Annotated in this window: 20 protein-coding genes; 13 read left to right on the top strand and 7 right to left on the bottom strand. The window is 65.7% G+C overall.

The window, feature by feature from the left end:
* Positions 1-304 precede the first annotated feature (304 nt).
* A complete protein-coding gene (locus tag FBY03_RS11075; RefSeq protein ID WP_147172370.1) occupies positions 305-913 on the bottom strand; it encodes a PolC-type DNA polymerase III in 609 nt (202 codons plus the stop codon).
* 70 nt (positions 914-983) lie between these two features.
* Positions 984-1,463 carry an NYN domain-containing protein gene (locus tag FBY03_RS11070; RefSeq protein WP_147172368.1) on the bottom strand — a complete coding sequence of 160 codons (480 nt, stop codon included), beginning with the start codon at positions 1,461-1,463 and terminating at the stop codon, positions 984-986.
* Positions 1,464-1,553: 90 nt separating this feature from the next.
* Between FBY03_RS11070 and FBY03_RS11065 the strand changes: the two genes are divergently transcribed.
* The 3 genes from FBY03_RS11065 (at position 1,554) to FBY03_RS11055 (ending at position 3,398) form a co-directional block, all read left to right on the top strand.
* Positions 1,554-2,129 (top strand): cysteine hydrolase family protein, encoded by a 576-nt coding sequence (locus FBY03_RS11065; RefSeq protein ID WP_147172366.1) that lies wholly within the window; start codon positions 1,554-1,556, stop codon positions 2,127-2,129.
* 102 nt (positions 2,130-2,231) lie between these two features.
* The gene (locus FBY03_RS11060; protein ID WP_147172365.1) at positions 2,232-2,894 is read left to right on the top strand and encodes a YciC family protein; all 663 of its coding nucleotides are present in this window, start codon (positions 2,232-2,234) and stop codon (positions 2,892-2,894) included.
* Positions 2,895-2,939: 45 nt separating this feature from the next.
* Positions 2,940-3,398 (top strand): VOC family protein, encoded by a 459-nt coding sequence (locus FBY03_RS11055; protein WP_147172363.1) that lies wholly within the window; start codon positions 2,940-2,942, stop codon positions 3,396-3,398.
* A 13-nt stretch (positions 3,399-3,411) separates the two neighbouring features.
* Here the strand turns inward: FBY03_RS11055 and FBY03_RS11050 are convergent, their stop codons facing one another.
* Both FBY03_RS11050 and FBY03_RS11045 read right to left on the bottom strand, forming a co-directional pair.
* Positions 3,412-4,257: an SDR family oxidoreductase gene (locus FBY03_RS11050; protein ID WP_147172361.1), complete on the bottom strand. Its 846-nt coding sequence runs from the start codon at positions 4,255-4,257 to the stop codon at positions 3,412-3,414.
* Between the two features lie 31 nt (positions 4,258-4,288).
* Positions 4,289-4,528, bottom strand: a complete 240-nt coding sequence (locus FBY03_RS11045; RefSeq protein ID WP_147172359.1) for a CDGSH iron-sulfur domain-containing protein — start codon at positions 4,526-4,528, stop codon at positions 4,289-4,291.
* Positions 4,529-4,648: 120 nt separating this feature from the next.
* Between FBY03_RS11045 and FBY03_RS11040 the strand changes: the two genes are divergently transcribed.
* From FBY03_RS11040 to FBY03_RS11030, 3 genes are all read left to right on the top strand, one after another.
* The gene (locus FBY03_RS11040; RefSeq protein WP_147172358.1) at positions 4,649-5,740 is read left to right on the top strand and encodes an endonuclease/exonuclease/phosphatase family protein; all 1,092 of its coding nucleotides are present in this window, start codon (positions 4,649-4,651) and stop codon (positions 5,738-5,740) included.
* A 114-nt stretch (positions 5,741-5,854) separates the two neighbouring features.
* Complete coding sequence (locus tag FBY03_RS11035; RefSeq protein WP_147172356.1) at positions 5,855-6,601, top strand: ABC transporter substrate-binding protein; 747 nt, start codon at positions 5,855-5,857, stop codon at positions 6,599-6,601.
* A complete protein-coding gene (locus FBY03_RS11030) occupies positions 6,540-7,448 on the top strand; it encodes an ABC transporter substrate-binding protein (RefSeq protein WP_147172354.1) in 909 nt (302 codons plus the stop codon). Before FBY03_RS11035 ends, FBY03_RS11030 begins: the two co-directional genes overlap by 62 nt.
* Before the next feature lie 27 nt (positions 7,449-7,475).
* Here the strand turns inward: FBY03_RS11030 and hrpB are convergent, their stop codons facing one another.
* Positions 7,476-10,025: an ATP-dependent helicase HrpB gene (gene hrpB, locus FBY03_RS11025; protein WP_147172352.1), complete on the bottom strand. Its 2,550-nt coding sequence runs from the start codon at positions 10,023-10,025 to the stop codon at positions 7,476-7,478.
* 162 nt (positions 10,026-10,187) lie between these two features.
* Between hrpB and FBY03_RS11020 the strand changes: the two genes are divergently transcribed.
* The 5 genes from FBY03_RS11020 to FBY03_RS11000 all read left to right on the top strand — a co-directional run bounded on the left by FBY03_RS11020 (position 10,188) and on the right by FBY03_RS11000 (position 13,176).
* Positions 10,188-10,607 (top strand): polyribonucleotide nucleotidyltransferase, encoded by a 420-nt coding sequence (locus FBY03_RS11020; protein ID WP_147172350.1) that lies wholly within the window; start codon positions 10,188-10,190, stop codon positions 10,605-10,607.
* Positions 10,608-11,114: a DinB family protein gene (locus FBY03_RS11015; RefSeq protein ID WP_147172348.1), complete on the top strand. Its 507-nt coding sequence runs from the start codon at positions 10,608-10,610 to the stop codon at positions 11,112-11,114.
* Positions 11,111-11,995: a cation diffusion facilitator family transporter gene (locus FBY03_RS11010; protein ID WP_147172346.1), complete on the top strand. Its 885-nt coding sequence runs from the start codon at positions 11,111-11,113 to the stop codon at positions 11,993-11,995. Before FBY03_RS11015 ends, FBY03_RS11010 begins: the two co-directional genes overlap by 4 nt.
* 363 nt (positions 11,996-12,358) lie before the next feature.
* The gene (locus tag FBY03_RS11005; RefSeq protein ID WP_147172344.1) at positions 12,359-12,838 is read left to right on the top strand and encodes an Lrp/AsnC family transcriptional regulator; all 480 of its coding nucleotides are present in this window, start codon (positions 12,359-12,361) and stop codon (positions 12,836-12,838) included.
* Between the two features lie 134 nt (positions 12,839-12,972).
* On the top strand, positions 12,973-13,176 hold the full coding sequence (locus FBY03_RS11000) for a DUF2788 domain-containing protein (protein ID WP_025167592.1): 204 nt from the start codon (positions 12,973-12,975) through the stop codon (positions 13,174-13,176).
* A 248-nt stretch (positions 13,177-13,424) separates the two neighbouring features.
* On the opposite strand, the gene FBY03_RS10995 is transcribed toward FBY03_RS11000, so the two are convergent.
* The gene (locus tag FBY03_RS10995) at positions 13,425-13,991 is read right to left on the bottom strand and encodes a pseudouridine synthase (RefSeq protein ID WP_178090632.1); all 567 of its coding nucleotides are present in this window, start codon (positions 13,989-13,991) and stop codon (positions 13,425-13,427) included.
* Positions 13,992-14,196: 205 nt separating this feature from the next.
* On the opposite strand from FBY03_RS10995, the gene FBY03_RS10990 reads away from it, so the two are divergent.
* On the top strand, positions 14,197-15,231 hold the full coding sequence (locus tag FBY03_RS10990; protein WP_147172341.1) for an NAD(P)-dependent alcohol dehydrogenase: 1,035 nt from the start codon (positions 14,197-14,199) through the stop codon (positions 15,229-15,231).
* 150 nt (positions 15,232-15,381) lie between these two features.
* Positions 15,382-16,209, top strand: coding sequence for a hypothetical protein (locus tag FBY03_RS10985; protein WP_147172339.1), 828 nt, complete (start codon positions 15,382-15,384; stop codon positions 16,207-16,209).
* A 9-nt stretch (positions 16,210-16,218) separates the two neighbouring features.
* On the opposite strand, the gene amn is transcribed toward FBY03_RS10985, so the two are convergent.
* A complete protein-coding gene (amn, locus tag FBY03_RS10980) occupies positions 16,219-17,691 on the bottom strand; it encodes an AMP nucleosidase (RefSeq protein ID WP_147172337.1) in 1,473 nt (490 codons plus the stop codon).
* Positions 17,692-17,813: the final 122 nt, after the last annotated feature.

Below are 17,813 nucleotides of genomic sequence, written 5' to 3'. Positions count from 1 at the left end.
GCATGCTTGAGCGCTATCAGCAGCATATTCGGCCGGCTCACTGTATCCAGGAGGCGGTTGGACGCACCATGCAACACGCTATTGGGACATAGCCTTATATTTACCCAAGGAAACGCCGAAAAGCCCCGCCTTCCCGAAATCCAACTCTGCCATCCGCAGGATCACTGGTCTGGATTCTCCGCAGGCTGGCTTTTTCAGGCCATGCCCAATAGGCAACCCCGACCATAGCTTAGGTAGTTCAGGCGATCGACGTGTTGCTGTCGGGTTACCACTTAAGCGGCAAGCCTGCCAATACGCTACGGCGCTAAACTCCGCGCATCCGCTGTAGCGTGTGCGCCATCTTGGCCGCGGGCACCTTCTGCAAGTTACACAATAGATCGTGGGACACCTCGGCGATGCCGTGTCGCTCCCGCAGCAGCGCCGCCATGAAGCAGGTCAGGTTGGCCGCCATTTCCGCATCGGCCAGCGCCCGGTGAGCCTGGCCGGTGTCCGGCAGCTGTGCCCAGCGATTCAAGGTGCCGAGCTTGTGGTTCGGTGCCTGGGGCAGCAGGCGGCGGGCCAGCAACAGCGAACAGGCGAATGGCTGCAGACGCTTGCGCCGGATCAGGCCCAGCTCGGCATCCCAGAACTTCTGATCGAACGAGGCGTTATGCGCCAGCAACGGCGTATCGGCGACGAAATCCGCCACCTCGTGCATCACCTGCGCCGCCGGTGGCGCCTCGCGCAACATGGCATTGCTGATGCCGGTGAGCTGCTCGATAAAGGGCGGCACCCAGGCGCCGCTGTTCATCAGGCTCTGATAGCGCGCGACGATCTGCCCGCCTTCGACGATGACCACGCCGATCTCGGTGGCACGGGCCTGGGCCGGCGAAATACCGGTGGTTTCGAAGTCGATAACCGCTATGGGTCCCACACTCACCTCTTCATGCTTGAGCCGCTGATACTTGGGCAACCAGTGCTGGAGTAATTGGTGTTTGAGTGGCTCAGTGTTTGAGTAACAAAGCGCCTTCGATCGGCACATAGCGGCTGGCCGCGCGGACCAGCGATTGCGCGGTCAGCCCCGGTACGCCGTAGGCCACCGCCTCGACGCCGTAGCTGCCCTTGATCTTGTCCAGCAGCAGGTCGAAGTCGCCGTCGCCCGAGGCCAGCACCACCTGGTCGACCCGTGGCGCGGCGTCCATGATGTCGATGGTGATACCGACGTCCCAGTCGCCCTTGGCCGAGCCATCGCTGCGCTGAATATAGGGTTTGAGCTTCACGGTGAAACCGAGGTTGCGCAGGATCTGCTGGAACTGCTGCTGCTTGGCGTCACCGCGATCGATGGCATAGGCGTAGGCCTCGACTATCTGCCCGCCCCGGCTGATCTCGGCCCACAGCGCGGCATAGTCGAAGTGGCAGCCATAGGCCTGGCGCACTGTGTAATAGAGATTCTGTACATCGGCGAATACGGCGATTTTCTTCACCGGAAATCCTCGGCAAGCGGCTGACGGACTACAGGCGCAAAGGTTAAAGTCGGCGCCCAGTATGCCAGCCTCGGACACAGGACAGTCGAAATGCCGCCGGAACAGCTCACCCGTTCAGCGCCAGCGGCGCTGCTGATCATCGATATGCAGCAGGGCATTCAACGCCTGGACCGCCCCCGCAACAACCCCGACGCGGAAGCCCATATCGCCGCCCTGCAGGCGCAATGGCGTGCGCATGCCTGGCCGCTGGTGCATATCCGCCACCTCTCACTGGACCCGGCATCGGTGTTCGCCCCAGGGCAGAGCGGCGTCTTGTTCCAGGCCGCATTGGCGCCGCTGGAGCGTGAGCAGGTGTTCGACAAGCACGTCACCGATGCCTTCACCCATACGGGCCTGGAGCGCTGGCTGCATGCCCGTGGCCTACGCCGGGTGGTGATAGTCGGGGTGGCCAGCGAGAATTCGGTGGAAGCCACCGCGCGCAGTGCCAGCAACCTGGGCTTTACCACTCAGGTGGTGGCCGATGCCTGCTACACCTTCGCCAAACCCGACTATGCCGGTCGACCGCGTAGCGCCGATGAGGTGCATGACATGGCCATGGCCAATTTGCGCGACGAGTACGCTCAGGTCCTGGAAGCGCAGGAGCTGTTGACTGGCCCGACGGGCTGACCGTTCAGCTACCCGGCGAGCGCCCTAAGCCAGTTGTTATTTGGAGCCGCCGCGCCTATCGGCTAGAGTGGCGGCCTGCTCACCTGACCGCGACCCGTGCCCATGAATCCGCTCCACGTCCTACGCGACGCCTGGTTTTTCTTCAGCGGCAACCTGCTGTCGATTGCCCGTCTGTGCCTGCCCTTGCTGGTACTCGAAGCCCTGACGCAACAACAGGTCATCGTGCTGTTCGGAATCGAGGCGGCAGCGGCCTACGGCATTCTGGTCGGTTTGCTGTTCTACCCGCTGTACACCGGTGCGCTGATTCTGTTTCTCGATGCGCGCAGCAACGGCCAATCGCCGCGCCTGCGCGACCTGCTCGCCGCCAGCCTGAACCTGTGGCCGCGCTTCGCCCTGCTGGCCGGGATCAGCACAGTGGCGATCATGCTCGGCGCCTCGCTGTTCGTCCTGCCGGGGTTGTGGATGATGATCAAGCTGGCCTTCGCCGAGTACCTGCTGGTGCTGCGCGGCATGACGCCCGTGAAAGCCCTGCATGAGAGCTTCGAGCTGACCAGCGGTTACTTCTGGCCGATTCTGTTCTGCGTGCTGGCGGTGATGGTGCCGCTGTGGCTGCTCGACTGGTGGGCCCAGCCGGCCGCAGGCGCGCGGCCTGACGTGCTCCTGCAACTGGTGCTCGACACGGGCAACGGCTTCCTGCAGTTGTTCGTCACCGTGGTGCTGTTTCGCCTGTTCATGCTGCGCGGCAGCCAACCTGCCGTGGAGTGAAAACCGGCTAGGCTGTTAGGGTCCATTTCCATGGAGGATTGCCCTATGGCCGACATCAACCCCAGCATCCTGTCGCACGTATCCCTCGGCACCAACCAGTTCGAGCGGGCCGTCGCCTTTTACGATCGAGTCCTGCCGCACCTCGGCTGCCACCGCATTCTCGCCCACCCCGGCGCAGTGGCCTATGGCCGCGAATACCCGGAGTTCTGGGTACAAACCCCGATCGATGGGCAGCCGGCGAGCGTCGGCAACGGCAGTCACTGCGGCTTTTTCGCGGCGGATAAGGCCGCGGTGGACGCCTTCTACCAGGCTGCATTGGCCGCGGGCGCGAGCGACGCAGGCGCACCTGGGCCGCGCAGCGAATACGGCGAGGCCTACTACGGCTGCTTTCTGCGTGACCTGGACGGCCACAAGATCGAAGCGATGTGTTGGGATACCGCCCTGGCCTACGAACTGTATGACGAGCCGCGCGACGCCGAGCTGGGCAATAGCGTGACCGAGTGACCGCCTGCCGGCCTCAACCGTGGCCGGCGCCCTGCGGTTTCATGCCCGACAAGCGCGGCAACAGCACGCGCTCGAACAGCCGCGGAAAGAAGCGCGCCAGCAGTCGCGCCCGCCACCCGACATTCGACAGCACCAGCAAGCGACGGCGCTTCAGCGCCGCCAGGTAGATGGCATCGGCGACGTCCTGTGGCGAGGCGACCTTGCCCATCGCCAACGGCGGTTGTGCCGCCACCGAACCGTCGCCGACCAGGGCGTTCTTGCGCAAATCAGTCGCAGTAAAGCCGGGGCAGACCAGCATCACATTGACCCCGGAGCCTTTCAGCTCGTAACGCAAGGTCTCGAACAGGCCATGCAGGGCGTGTTTGCTGGCGTTGTAGGCGCTGCGGTAGAGCAACGGGGCGAAGCCGGACAGCGAACTGAGCACGATGATCTGCCCGCTGCGCTCGATCAGGCTGGGCAGCGCCGCCTGGGTACAGTGCAAGGCGCCGAAGTAGTTGACCGCCATGACCCGCCGAAACACCGCCAGTTCGGTATCGACGAAGCTGCTGCGGTGGGTGATGCCGGCGTTGTTGACCAGCACATCGATACCGCCGAAGCGTTCGATCGCCAGGGCGATGGCGCGCTGCACCGCCTCGGCGTCCGCGACATCGCAGCACAGGCCCAGGGCCTCGGCGTTGTGATGATCGGCCAGGTGCTGCACCAGGCTGTCCAGCGCCGCCTGCTGCAAGTCGAGAATCACCAGGCGCGCGCCGGCCTGAGCCAGGCGCACGGCCAGGGCGCGGCCGATGCCGGCACAACCACCGCTGATCAACACCACCTTACGGTCGAACACTTTGTTGGCGAACACCTTGCGGTACATGCTTCCCCCCGGTTATCTGGCTTTGCCCCTACTACAGCTTGTTATGGCTGCCGTCGCAACAGGGCGGCGTATGGCTGTGCTTGCAGCCACAAAAGTACAGGGTGTCGGTTTGTTCGGCATGATATTTCAGCGGGGTGATACCCGTGCCCTTATGGCTGCCGTCGCAGAATGGCTGACTGGCGCTGCGCCCACAGCGGCACCAGAAGTAGTCCTCCCCCGCCTGCACCGCGACCGGATAAGGCCCGCGCTGGGCAATCAACGGCTCAGTCATGTCGACATCCTCACTCGCGAGCGCAATGCCCACGCCAGCCAGGCAAGGCAGTCGCCAGGGCGCTTCTCGGGTATGCTCACGTCCCTCCAGCATAGCCAAGCCTTAGTGGCCCCGCCCTCAATGACCTTGCCTCGCCCGTTGTATATCGCCGTGTTTGGCCTGTTGTTCGCCCTCTGCTGCCTGCTCGCGCTGGCCTACAGCCTGGCCTGGCGACCCGCCGAGCGCGAGGCCGCCCCGGTCAGCTGCGCGGCCAAGGCACCGATACTGCAACCGGGCCAGGCCTTGAAGGTGATGACCTGGAACGTGCAGTACCTGGCCGGCAAAGGCTATGTGTTCTGGTACGACCTGGCCGACGGCAGCGGCCCCGACCGACGCCCGAGCAGCGCCGACCTGACCAAGACCCTCGATGCCGTGGCACGACTCATCCGCGACGAGCAGCCCGACCTGGTGCTGCTGCAAGAGCTGCACGACGGCGCCAAGGCCAGCGACTACCAGGATCAGCTGGCGCTGCTGCAAGCGCGCCTGAGCGACCTCTACCCCTGCAACAGCCAGGCCTTCTACTGGAAAGCCGCATTCGTCCCGCACCCGAAGATTCTCGGCAGCGTCGGCATGAAACTTGGCACCCTCAGCCGCTACCGCATCGCGCGCGCCAAACGCCTGCAACTGCCACGGATGCCGGCCGACCCACTCAGCCGCCTGTTCAACCTGCAGCGCGCGCTGCTGGTCAGCTACCTGCCCGTGCGCGGCGGCGCTCAACTGGCGGCGATCAACACCCACCTGGACGCCTTCGCCCAGGGCGATGACACCATGCACCAGCAGGTGGCGATGACCGCCAAGCTGCTCGACCAGCTGCAGGCCGCAGGCACGCCCTGGCTCCTCGGCGGCGACTTCAATCTGCTGCCGCCCGGCCAGTATCGGCGCCTGCCAGCGGCCCAGCGCAGCTGGTATGCCGCCGACAGCGAGCTGCAAGTGCTGGCCGAGCACTACCCGATGATCCCCAGCCTGGCCGAAGCCGGTGGCGCGCAGCAGGCCGCCTGGTACACCCACTTCCCCAACGACCCCAGCGTGCAGGGGGCCGACCGCACCCTCGACTACCTGTTTCACAGCCCGCAACTGACCCGCCTGGACGCCCAGGTCCGCCGGCACGACAGCTTGAGCATTTCCGATCATTTGCCGCTGCTCGCCCGGCTATTGCTGCCGACGCTCGATTGAGTTTTGGGAGACGCCGGCACAGGCGGCGCTGGACAAAGCCCGTGGCGCTTCGCCATGCTCTGCCTGGTGCCACTTTTATAACGACAAGACGGCCAAGAGCCGCGGCCCTGATCGATGCCCATACGTCTCTGCCTAGCGCTGGTTGCCGCTCTTTGCTGCGCGACAAGCCATGCTCAACCCGTCGCCAACGGATCACTCCCGCTGATCCAGGTCGGCTTTTATGAATTCCCCCCCTATTCCTACAGCGACCGCCAAGGCCGGCCACAGGGCGCGATCCTGCAGTTGAGCAAACGCCTGCTGGAGCACGCCGGCTACCGGACCCAGTTCCGCTCCTACCCGGGGGCCCGGCTGTACAGCGGCCTGCGAGATGGCAGCGTGCAGATCTGGCCCGGCGCACCCGGCAAGCCGGAACTGGCCGCGCATACCCTGGAAACCCGCACCCAAGTCGGCGAGATCGTCCTCAACCTGTACTTCCGGCGCGACACCCTGCTCCCGCGCATTCCCGAGGACCTGCAGGGGCGCGGGCTGATCCTGATCAGCGGCTACACTTACTGGCAACCAACCAACGCACTGCTCAACGACCCCGCCCTGGCGATCCAGCAGCACCGCACCGGCAGCCATACTGCCGCGCTGGAGATGCTCCAGCGCCGTCGCGGCGACTACCTGCTCGACTACCAGGCCCCGGTGGAGCAGGCACGTCGGCGTTTGGGCATGGCCGAGCTGCCCTTCGTGGTCCTGCAGCGGGTGCCGTTGAAACTGATAGTCTCGCGCCACACGCCTGGCGCCGAAGCCCTGCGCGATGCCCTGGATCGCGCCTATCAGGAACTTGCTGCGGCCGGCGAGGATTTGCGCCTGCCCTGAGCACCGCGGCGGCGGCGACGCGAGACAAACAGGCGGCAACATTCGACCTACGGCGAGGGACCGCAGCATGGCTCAGGCGCTTGGCATGTTAGATAGGGCGGTCCATTGGCTCTCGACACTCATCCTCTCTGCCGCGCTTGCGGCCCAGGCCGAAGAGCCCATCACCCTGCACTACAACGAAAGAGCGCCCTACCTGCAAACCCTGGACAACGGCGACATAGTGGGCCTCACGGCAACGCCGGTGACACAAGCCTTGCGCCGCGCCGGGATTGCCTTCAAATGGGAAAAAACGCCGTCCAACCGCCAGATCCAGATTCTCGAGAAGAACACCGGCGTCGACTGCATGGTCGGCTGGTTCAAGAACCCGCAGCGCGAACTGATCGGCAACTTTTCCCTGCCCCTGTACCGGGACAGACCGACCATCGGCCTGGCTCGGTTCGGCAATAGCAGGCTCGACAGCGGCCGCAGCCTGGAACAGGTTCTGCAAGACCAGCAACTGCGCCTACTGATCAAGGACGGCTATTCCTACGGTGAGCTCATCGACGGTCTTATCCAGAGATTCAATCCGCGGCGGATCATAACCACAGCGGAAAACAGCACTATGCTGCGCATGCTCGCCCTCGACCGGGTGGATTATTTCTTTATCGCCGAGGAAGAGGCCAGCGAACTGATCAACCGCTCCAAATTCGAACCGGGCGACTTCAAGCTCATCAGATTCAGCAACAGTCCCGCGGGCAACCTGCGCCATCTCTGGTGCAGCAAACAGGTATCCAGGCACCGCCTGGAGAAGATCAATCGGGCGCTGCTTGAACTGAGCCACGCGAATCCGTCGCCGCGCCAACCCTGAAGCAACCCGAACGGCCTGGAGTGCCATCTATTTACGCGGTTTGGCCCGCGCCGTGGGCTCGGCGATCAGCGGGTCGTCCGGCCAGTAGTGCTTGGGGTAGCGGCCCTTCAGGTCCTTCTTCACCTCGGCGTAGGTACTGCGCCAGAAGTTGCCCAAATCCTGGGTCACCTGCACCGGGCGCCGCGCCGGTGACAACAGGTGCAGCTTGACCACTTGCCGGCCGCCGGCGATGCGCGGCGTCTCGGCCAGGCCGAACAGCTCCTGCAAACGCACTGCCAGCACCGGCGGCTGCTCGCTGTAGTCCAGGCCGATGCGCGAACCGGACGGCACTGCGAGGGTGCGCGGCGCCAGTTCGTCCAGGCGCTGCGGCAGCGGCCAGGGCAGCAGGTTCTGCAGCAGGCTGGACAGGTCCAGGTTGGCGAAGTGACTGAGGCGGGTGACCGGCGCCAGATAGGGTTGCAGCCACGCCTCCAGACTGGCCAGCAAGGCCGTATCGCTGACATCCGGCCATTCACTCTGGCCTTTCTCGGTCAGTTCCAGGTGCCGCAGCAGCAGCACCCGCGCCTGCCACTGGCGCCGCTCTGGAGTCCAGGGCAGCAGCTCCAGGCCCTTGCGCCGGACCAGGCCGAGCAAGGCGCGGCTGCGCTGCGCCTCATCCAGCCTGGCCAGTGGCTCGCGGCTCAACACCAGCTCACCGACCTTGCGCTGGCGCTCGGCACGCAGCACGCCTTCGCGCTCGTCCCAGTCGAGCAGCTGCAGTTCGCTGACCTGCTCACTCAGCACCGACTCGAACAACTGCGGCTCCAGCTCGGCGGCCAGGTAGATGCGCTCCTCGCGCTGGCCCTGACGGCTGCCCAGATCGGCGACCACCAGCCACTCGTGCTTCATCAGCCCGTCGACTTCGCCGAACATCGCCGCGCGGCCGTTGGCCAGACGGTATTCGGCGCCGCCGGCGCGGCGCTGCAGGGCCACCCGATCCGGGTAGGCGAACGCCAGCAAGGCGCCGAGCCAGCGCGGATGCTCGGGGTCGGCCACCGCCGTGCTCGGTGCGCGGCGCCCGAGCAGCCCCTGAAACTGCCGGGCCAACTGGCGCGCCCGCTGCACCCCGCCCTGAGCGCCGCGCGCGGCCTTGCTGGCGCCGCTGAGCAAGGTCAGGCGGCTGTGCAGATCGGCGCCGGCGCCGCGCAGGATGTCGCGCTCGCCAAGCAGTGCGGCCAGGTCGCAGGCCAGGGCGGACAGGCCCAGGGCCTGTCCGCGCAGCAGCAGATGGGCGATCCGTGGATGGGCCGGCAATTCGGCCATGGCCTGGCCGTGGGCGGTCAGTACGCCGCGCGCATCCAGCGCGCCGAGGCGCGTCAGCAGATCCACGGCCTGGGCATAGGCCGCGGCCGGCGGCGGATCGAGCCAGGCCAGCTCATCCGGCGCCACGCCCCAGCGCGCCAGCTGCAAGGCCAGCCCCGCCAGGTCGGCCTGGAGAATTTCCGCCGTGGCATAGGCCGCCAGTTGCTCATGCTGCCCCTGCGACCACAGCCGGTAACAGGCCCCGGGTTCGAGCCGCCCGGCACGCCCGGCACGCTGAGTGGCGCTGGCGCGAGAAATGCGCTGGGTATCCAGACGGGTCATGCCACTGCCTGGGTCGAAGCGCGGCACCCGCGCCAGGCCGGCGTCCACCACCACGCGCACGCCGTCGATGGTCAGGCTGGTCTCGGCGATATTGGTCGCCAGCACCACCTTGCGCGTGCCCGCCGGCGCCGGTTCGATGGCCGCGCGCTGGGCATTCAGGTCCAACTCGCCATGCAGCGGGCACAGCAAAATGTCGCGACGGCCGTCCAGGGCCTCGGCCAGCTGCTCGTTGACCCGGCGAATCTCCGCCTGCCCCGGCAGAAACACCAGCAGGCTGCCCGGCTCATCGGCCAGGGCCTGCAAGACCGTCTGCACCACCTTGGGCTCGAGCCACTCACCGCTCTGCCACGGCGCGCCCCAGCGCATGTCCACCGCAAACATGCGGCCCTCGCTGCGCAGCACCGGCGCGTCGCCGAGCAACGCCGCCAGCTTCTCGCCTTCCAGGGTCGCCGACATCAGCAGCACTTTCAGCGTCGGCTCGCCGCTGTCCGCACCGCGCCCCGCTCCTTGACGAAATAGCGCGCGGCCATTCAGGCACAGCGCCAGGGCCAGGTCGGCATCCAGGCTGCGTTCGTGGAACTCGTCGAAGATCACCAGGCCGACCCCCTCGAGCGCCGGGTCGTCCTGCAAGCGCCGCGTGAGAATGCCCTCGGTGACCACCTCGATGCGGGTGTTGGGGCCGACCTTGCTGTCCAAACGGATGCGGTAGCCGACGGTTTCCCCGACCTTTTCGCCCAGCTCGCTGGCCAGGTGCTCGGCCGCGGCGCGGGCGGCCAACCGGCGTGGTTCGAGCATGATGATGCGCTGCCCGGCCAACCAGGGCTGGTCGAGCAAGGCCAAGGGCACGCGGGTGGTCTTGCCGGCACCGGGCGGCGCTTCCAGCACGGCTTCGTGGCGGCTGGCCAGGGCCTGACGCAGTGCGGGTAACAGGGCATCTATAGGCAGGGAATTCATGGGCACTCCAATCCGGCAGGCGATTATAACGGCGAACGGCTAGCCTGCTTTGTGGGTCTTAGTCATGCTAACCAGCGCAGCCATTTGGAGGTACGCAAAACGCCACAGTTTTGCCCCAGGAGCCTTGCTATAGTTGCGCCACTTTTCACTAGGAGGTGTTCAATGCGCATGCAGTCCCGCGTTATCGGCGGTGTTCTCACCGTCACCCTGTTCACCCAGCTGACCGCGTGCGGCACGCTGTTCTTCCCCGACCGTCGCGGCCAGATCGAAGGCCGGGTCGACCCGGTGGTGGTGGCGCTGGACGCCATCGGCATCCTGTTCTACGTCATCCCCGGCCTGATTGCCTTCGGCGTCGACTTCGCCACCGGTGCCATCTACCTGCCTAACGGCTCCAACGCCCAGGTCGACCCAGACACGCTGAAAAACGCGGTGGGTGCCGATGGCCAGGTCGACAACGCCAAGTTGAAGGCGCTGATCGAGCAACACACCGGCCACAGCCTGCCACTGGACGACCCGCGGCTGATCCAGCACCGCGGCAGCGCCGAACAACTGGCCGCCTACGGCCTGCGGCCGGCGGCCTAGATGCAACGCCTGCTCGCCAGTCACCTGGAGCGCCTGCTGAGCTACCACGGCTGGGCGTACCAACGTCTGCTGCAAGGCCTTCAGGCCCTGGATGAGGCCCAGTACCGCGCGCCCTGCGGGCTGTTCTTCGGCAGCATCCACGGCACCCTCAACCACCTGGCCGTCGCCGACCGCATCTGGCTCGCGCGCCTGCGCGTGCAGCCGCAGCCCTTCGCCAGCCTGGATGCCGAGGCGGCCACCGAGCGCAGCGCGCTGGCCGACTACCTGCAGCACGGCGTGCAGGCCTGGCTCGAGCAGCTGCGCGCCTATGACGACGCCGGGCTGCTGCAGCCGCTGGCCTACCGCAACATGCGCGGCGAGTCGCAGGCAAAACCCATCGCCGACCTGGTGCTGCACCTGGTCAACCACGGCAGCCACCATCGCGGCCAGGTCAGTGCCGCACTGACCGCAATGGGCCAACCCGCGCCGGCGCTGGACTACCTGTACTTCCTGCCGGACGCCACATGACCGTCCCCGCGCACCATGCCCGCCTGATGCGCCAGGCCACGGTCGCCGCGCTGGCGGTGGCCTTGAGCCTGTCGCTGGCCAAAGCCATCGCCTGGTGGCTGAGCGGTTCGGTCAGCCTGCTCGCCGGCCTCACCGATTCGCTGCTGGACGGCGCCGCGTCGTTGCTCAACCTGATCGCCGTGCACTATGCCCTGCGCCCGGCGGACGAGGATCACCGCTACGGCCATGGCAAGGCCGAAGCACTCGCCGGCCTCGGCCAGGCGCTGTTTATCGGTGCCAGCGCGGTACTGGTCGGCAGCCATGGGGTCGAGCGTCTGCTGCATCCCCAGCCACTCGGTTCGCCTGACCTAGGCATCGCGGTGATGCTGCTGTCGCTGGCGCTGACCGTCGCCTTGTTGCTGTTTCAGCGCCACGTGGTGCGCCTGACCGGCTCCACCGCGATCCGCGCCGACTCGCTGCACTACCGCTCGGACTTGCTGCTCAACGGCAGCATTCTGCTGGCCCTGCTGCTGGCCAGCTTCGGCTGGCCGCAACTGGATGCGCTGTTCGGCATAGGGATCGCCTTCTATATCCTCTGGAGCGCCATCAGCATCGTCCGCGAAGCGGTGGCGGTGCTGATGGACCAGGAGCTGTCGCCGCAGGTCAGCGCGCAGATGCTTGAGCTGGTCTGCGCCGTGCCGGGCGTGCTGGGCGCCCATGACCTGCGCACACGACTTTCCGGCACCCGCTGGTTCGTCCAGCTGCATATCGAGTTGCCAGGCGAGCTGAGCCTGTTCCAGGCCCACGCCCTGTGCGATCAGGTGGAAACGACGATTAGAGCCGAGTTCCCGCGCGCCGAAGTACTGGTCCACGCCGACCCGATCACTGCCAGCAAAGCCTGACGGGCTGCGCGCTGGCGCTTGCGCTTGCAATCCTGTGTTAACCGCAGACAGCAAAAGGGGAGGCTTGGCGGCCTCCCCTTTTGCTAAGTGTCCTGCGCTGGCAATGCTGTCGCCGCTTTCCTCGCCTGCCTGGTTGGGCAGTGCGGACCCGGGTGCCGTGACGATCCGGTGGGATCGGCGGCTTCCGCTCACCTGATTGGGCGAGCCGGTTGGACATGTCGTCCGGGCCGTGAAACTGAGGTAAAGCTTAGGTGATCGGGCGCGACAGAAGATTGCGAACATTGCTGAAAAATCTATCTCTTGCGCAATTTTTAACCCATCAAGCATCATTAGAAGCAAGCCAAGCACGAAGGCAGCGCAAAGATGAACAAAATTGACCGCTACGACCTGAACATTCTCGCCGAATTGCAGCGCGACGCCACCCTGTCCAACCAGGACCTGGCCGAGCGCATCGGCCTGTCGCCCTCGCCCTGCTCGCGCCGGGTCAAGCAATTGCAGGACGACGGCTATATCCTCAGCCAGGTGGCCCTGCTGGACCGCAAGAAGCTCGGCCTGAGCCTTACCGCCTACGTACTGATCGGCATGGACCGGCACACCCCGGAACGCTTCGAGCACTTCCAGGAAACCATCCGCCAATGCCCCGAGGTGCTCGAATGCAGCCTGGTCACCGGCATGGACGCGGACTACCAGCTCAAGGTGGTGGTGCCGGATATGGATCACTACCAGAAGCTGCTGCTCGGCACCCTGACCCGCATCGACGGGGTCTCCAGCGTGCGTTCGAGCTTCGTCCTGCAACAAATCCTCTCCAGCACCCAGCTGCCGCTGCAGCACCTGCGCAGCTGAGCGGTCACTGACAACGCCGGAGGCTGACGTATAATCGCCGGCGTTTTTGCGCCGCCCGCGGCGCTGAGTCCCTAGCGCTGAGTCAAGCGCCTGGCACAGAACGGTGCAGCCAGCAGTCAATCGATGAGGTGGAGATGGAACCGGAAGTGTTCGAAGAGTTGATGATGACCACGCTGGTCGGCGCCCTGGTGCTGTTCATGGCGTTTATCGTCTGGGACCTGGCGAAGAAATCCAAAGCCGGGCGCTTCGGCACCATGATCCTGTTTCTCGCCCTGGGCCTGGGCGTACTCGGCTTTATCATCAAGACCGTGGTGATTGCCGGGATGGAAGGCATTTAACAGGCTGTTGAAAATCTACTGCGCTCGACTATGCAGCGTTGAAATCAGCCTCACAAAAACGCAGCGCGGCCCCGAAGGGGCCAGCCTCTGGCTGTTACTCCGTTCCACTGCGTTGCGGCTATTCGCCTTGTGACCCACATGGATGTGGGAAATGCCGTTACCCGTAGGGAACGGGTACGGCCCTGCCATCGCTCGCTACATTTTTCAACGGCCTGTTAGCAGTCGCCTGAGGCTGGAGCCGCGCCGGCTTACAAGCGCGCCTCGACCTCTTTCCACTCGCCGGGCTGCAAGCCTTCCAGGCTCCAGGGCCCGATGCGCACCCGTACCAGGCGCAGGGTCGGCAAGCCGACCGCCGCGGTCATGCGCCGCACCTGGCGATTGCGCCCCTCGCGAATCACCAGTTCCAGCCAGGCGGTCGGCACGCTCTTGCGAAAGCGCACCGGCGGGTTGCGCGGCCACAGCGTCGGTTCATCCAGCAACCGGGCCTCGGCCGGCAGGGTCGGCCCGTCGTTCAACTGCACGCCCTCGCGCAGCTGTTGCAGCTGCTCCGGGGTCGGTTCGCCCTCGACCTGCACCCAGTAGGTTTTCGCCAGCTTGTGCTTGGGGTCGGCGATGCGCGCCTGCAGCCGGCCATCGTTGGTCAGCAGAAGCAAGCCCTCGCTGTCGCGATCCAGGCGTCCGGCCGGATAGACGCCGGGCACCGCGACAAAATCCTTGAGCGTGGCGCGGCCCTGCTCGTCGTTGAACTGGGTCAGCACATCGAAGGGCTTGTTCAGCAACAACAAGCGCGGTTCGCTCGGAGGGGCCTTGGCCACCCGGCGCACTGCGGGCTTGTCGGCAGTACGGCGCGGGGCGACTGAACGGGGCGGGCGTGACATGCGGCGTCCGGGAGCAGAAAACGGGAGCGGCAGTGTAACCGAGACCACGCCCCGGCTATCACCCCACCTTATGGGACTGCCCACACAGCCAGCGGGGCGACTATGCTGCAGGGGTTATTTCGCGCGCACCGAGGACACCCGCATGAGCACCTCCGAATCCGTACTCGAGACCTTCACCGGCTGGGCCGCCAAGGCGGCCGGCGCCGCACTGGAGCCTTTTCAATTCAACCCCGGTCCGCTGGGCGCGGAAGAGGTCGAAGTCGCCGTGGAATACTGCGGCATCTGTCATTCCGACCAGTCGATGATCGACAACGAGTGGGGCAATGCCCGCTACCCCTTCATTCCCGGCCATGAGGTGGTCGGCACCGTCGTGCGCCTCGGTGAACAGGCGCGCGGGCTCAAGCTCGGTCAGCGAGTCGGCATCGGCTGGTACAAGGGCAGCTGCATGCACTGCAACTCGTGCATGCAGGGCTCGCACCAGCTGTGCGGCACGGTGAAACCGACCATAGTCGGCAGCAACGGTGGTTTCGCCGACCGCCTGCGCGCGCATTGGGCCTGGGCCATCCCGCTGCCGGACAACCTCGAGCCGAGTCTGGTCGGGCCTTTGTTCTGCGCCGGCTCAACGGTGTTCAGCCCGTTGCTGGAGTTCGACGTGAAGCCCACCGACAAGGTCGGCGTGGTCGGCATCGGCGGCCTCGGCCACCTGGCCCTGCGCTTCCTCAACGCCTGGGGCTGCGAGGTCACCGCCTTCACCTCCTCCTTGAACAAGCAGGAAGAAGCCAAGCGCCTCGGTGCGCACAAGGTGGTGGCCTCCACCGACAGTGCGGCACTCAAGGCGCTGGCCGGCAGCCTGGATTTTCTGTTGGTCACCGCCAGCGCCGACCTCGACTGGAACGCGCTGATCGCTACCCTGGGCGGCAAGGGTCGCCTGCATTTCGTTGGCATCGTGCCCAGTGCCATCCCGGTGCATGTATTCAACTTGATTCCGCGCCAGCGCAGCCTGTCCGGCTCGCCGGTCGGCTCACCGGCGAGCATGAGCAAGATGCTCGAGTTCTGCGCCCGCCATCAGATCCTGCCGCAGGTCGAACACTTCCCCATGAGCCGGGTCAACGACGCCATCCAGCATCTGCGCGATGGCAAGGCGCGCTACCGGGTGGTACTCGACGCCAGCCGCTGAGCCGCAACCGACGCTTGCAGCACACCCGCCAAACGGCTTCTAGACTGAGGTTTGGCGGAGTGCCTGCAAGCAACGCGCGGCATGCTCTCCGGGATCGAGTCGCCACGACAGGGACTCGTCTTTCGAGGCGTCGGTCACTTGCGAGAGTTTATGTACGACCTGAGCAGCACCCTGATCGCCGGCATTCTCTTCGCGTCCATGGCGCTGGCCATCGAACTGGGCCATCGCGTCGGCCGCCGCTACCAGCGCAGCAGCGACGAACCGTCGAAGTCCCATATCATCACCATCCAGGGCTCATTGATCGGCATCCTCGCCTTGCTGCTCGGCTTCACCTTCTCCCTGTCGCTGCAGCGCTTCGACAGCCGCAGCGAGGCCGTGGTGAGCGAAGCCAATGCCATAGGCACCGCCTACCTGCGCGCCCAGCTACTACCGGAGTCGGTACGCGCACCGACGCTCAAGGCGCTGGCCAGCTACCTGAGCCTGCGGGTACGGGCCGGCAGCCTCAGCCTGGACCACGCCTATCAACGCCAGGCCATGCTCGACCAGGCCACTCAACAGCAGGCCCTGCTCTGGAACTACGCCCTGCAGGCCGCCGAAGAGGTGCCCAACCCGGTCACCAGCGGGCTGTTCCTGCAGGCCCTGAACGAGATGATCGACGCCTACGGCACGCGGGATGCCACGCTCAATCGCCATGTCCCGGAAATCGTTCTGAACCTGCTCTACACCACCTTCCTGATGGCCGGCGTCATCCTCGGCTACTCCTCCGGCGTCGCCGGCCACCGCGCGTCCTTCGCCACCTACATCATGGTCGGGCTGATCGTCCTGCTGGTGTTCCTCATCATCGACCTCGATCGGCCGCGGCGCGGCCTGATCCAGGTCAGCCACAAGAGCTTGACCGACCTGGAAAGCGCCATGGCCCGGCCCAGGCAAGTCACCCCCTTCCAGGAGTTCATGCCGGGCAGTGCGGCTCCCCGCTGAACCGTCCGCTCAACGAAACGGCGGTTCGTCGAAGCTGCGCAGCTTGCGCGAATGCAGCGAGTCGAGCTGGCCACGCAACAGATCGAGGGCGGCGATGCCGATATGCAGGTGCTGAGTCACCGCCCGCTCGTAGAAGGCCCCGGCCGCGCCCGGCAGCTTGATCTCGCTGTGCAGCGGCTTGTCCGATACACACAGCAAGGTGCCGTAAGGCACGCGCAGGCGGTAGCCCTGGGCGGCGACCGTGCCGCTTTCCATGTCCACCGCCACCGCACGCGCCAGGTTGATCAAGGGCCGTTCCTGGGCCCAGCGCAGCTCCCAGTTACGGTCGTCGTAGGTCAATACGGTGCCGGTGCGCAAACGCCGCTTCAGCGCATCGCCACGTTCGCCGGTGACTTGCGCGGCGGCCTCCTGCAGCGCCATCTGCACTTCGGCCAGGGCTGGTAGCGGAATATTCGGCGGCAGCACCCGGTCGAGAATGCCGTCGCGGCGCATATAGGCGTGAGCCAGCACGTAGTCGCCGATGGTCTGCGATTGGCGCAGGCCGCCGCAGTGGCCGATCATCAGCCAGCAGTGCGGACGCAGCACGGCCAGGTGATCGGTGATGTTTTTCGCGTTGGACGGTCCGACGCCGATATTGACCAGGGTGATGCCATCGCCGTCGCTGGCGAACAGGTGATACGCAGGCATCTGGTAGCGGTGCCAGACCACACCCTCGATGATCGCCTGCATCTCGCCTTCGGCCATGCCACGCTCGATCACCACGTTGCCCGGCAGCACCATGCGCACGAAGCGCGAGTCGCCGACCAGCATGTCCAGGCCATGGCGAATGAACTGGTCGACATAGCGGTGGTAGTTGGTCAGCAGAATCCACGGCTGTACATGCCGCCAGTCGCTGCCGGTGTAATGCACCAGACGGCGCAGGGAGAAGTCCACCCGCGCCGCATCGAACAACGCCAGCGGCAGCGGATCGGTGTTGGCCCAGTCATACAGACCGTCGGCGATGCCGTCGGTGGCGGCCGACAAGTCGGTGCTGGGGAACACCCGCGCCAGTTCGGCGGCGGTGACCCCGGAACCGGCCAGTTCATCGCCCTGCTCGACCACATAGGGGTAGGGAATGTTCTGCTGACTGATGCCGACTTCCACCTGCACGGTGAAGTCGCTCATCAACGGCCGCAATTGCTCCAGCAGGTATTTGCGAAAGGCCGCCGGGTGGGTCACGGTGACACTGTAGGTGCCTGGCACCTGCACCTTGGCGTAGGCGCGCACGCTGGTCGCCACCTCGCCCTGGCCCGGATAGATCAGGCGCAACTCCGGGTAACGGAACTGCGCGCGCTGCGCGGCGTCAGGCTTGATCCGTTCCTTGAGGTAGTGCCTGAGCGCCTGACTCAGGGCACTGGTGGCTTGCTGATGGAGGACGGCCAAACGATCCACGGCCTCCTCGGCACTGCGGGCGACGATAAAGTCTTCGGAGTAAGGGGTCATGGTGCGTCTCCCTGGCTGAGCACAGGCCTCTATCTTGCCTGCATCGCCGCGCTCCGGCATAGCGCGGCGTGCCTCTCCCCGCGACTACCTGAGCGTTTCTGTCAGAAGCGCCTTGAGCCGTC

Source organism: Pseudomonas sp. SJZ079 (genome assembly GCF_007993865.1).
In the GTDB taxonomy this organism is placed as follows: domain Bacteria; phylum Pseudomonadota; class Gammaproteobacteria; order Pseudomonadales; family Pseudomonadaceae; genus Aquipseudomonas.
This window is presented reverse-complemented; position numbering and strand designations above follow the sequence as displayed.

Bases quoted from the DNA above. Each gene is read 5' to 3' on its own strand.
- FBY03_RS11065 (WP_147172366.1), top strand. From the start codon at position 1,554: ATGCCGCCGGAACAGCTCACCCGTTCAGCGCCAGCGGCGCTGCTGATC.
- FBY03_RS11060 (WP_147172365.1), top strand. From the start codon at position 2,232: ATGAATCCGCTCCACGTCCTACGCGACGCCTGGTTTTTCTTCAGCGGC.
- FBY03_RS11055 (WP_147172363.1), top strand. From the start codon at position 2,940: ATGGCCGACATCAACCCCAGCATCCTGTCGCACGTATCCCTCGGCACC.
- FBY03_RS11050 (WP_147172361.1), bottom strand. From the start codon at position 4,257: ATGTACCGCAAGGTGTTCGCCAACAAAGTGTTCGACCGTAAGGTGGTG.
- FBY03_RS11045 (WP_147172359.1), bottom strand. From the start codon at position 4,528: ATGACTGAGCCGTTGATTGCCCAGCGCGGGCCTTATCCGGTCGCGGTG.
- FBY03_RS11040 (WP_147172358.1), top strand. From the start codon at position 4,649: ATGACCTTGCCTCGCCCGTTGTATATCGCCGTGTTTGGCCTGTTGTTC.
- FBY03_RS11035 (WP_147172356.1), top strand. From the start codon at position 5,855: ATGCCCATACGTCTCTGCCTAGCGCTGGTTGCCGCTCTTTGCTGCGCG.
- FBY03_RS11030 (WP_147172354.1), top strand. From the start codon at position 6,540: ATGCCCTGGATCGCGCCTATCAGGAACTTGCTGCGGCCGGCGAGGATT.
- hrpB (WP_147172352.1), bottom strand. From the start codon at position 10,025: ATGAATTCCCTGCCTATAGATGCCCTGTTACCCGCACTGCGTCAGGCC.
- FBY03_RS11020 (WP_147172350.1), top strand. From the start codon at position 10,188: ATGCGCATGCAGTCCCGCGTTATCGGCGGTGTTCTCACCGTCACCCTG.
- FBY03_RS11015 (WP_147172348.1), top strand. From the start codon at position 10,608: ATGCAACGCCTGCTCGCCAGTCACCTGGAGCGCCTGCTGAGCTACCAC.
- FBY03_RS11010 (WP_147172346.1), top strand. From the start codon at position 11,111: ATGACCGTCCCCGCGCACCATGCCCGCCTGATGCGCCAGGCCACGGTC.
- FBY03_RS11005 (WP_147172344.1), top strand. From the start codon at position 12,359: ATGAACAAAATTGACCGCTACGACCTGAACATTCTCGCCGAATTGCAG.
- FBY03_RS11000 (WP_025167592.1), top strand. From the start codon at position 12,973: ATGGAACCGGAAGTGTTCGAAGAGTTGATGATGACCACGCTGGTCGGC.
- FBY03_RS10990 (WP_147172341.1), top strand. From the start codon at position 14,197: ATGAGCACCTCCGAATCCGTACTCGAGACCTTCACCGGCTGGGCCGCC.
- FBY03_RS10985 (WP_147172339.1), top strand. From the start codon at position 15,382: ATGTACGACCTGAGCAGCACCCTGATCGCCGGCATTCTCTTCGCGTCC.
- amn (WP_147172337.1), bottom strand. From the start codon at position 17,691: ATGACCCCTTACTCCGAAGACTTTATCGTCGCCCGCAGTGCCGAGGAG.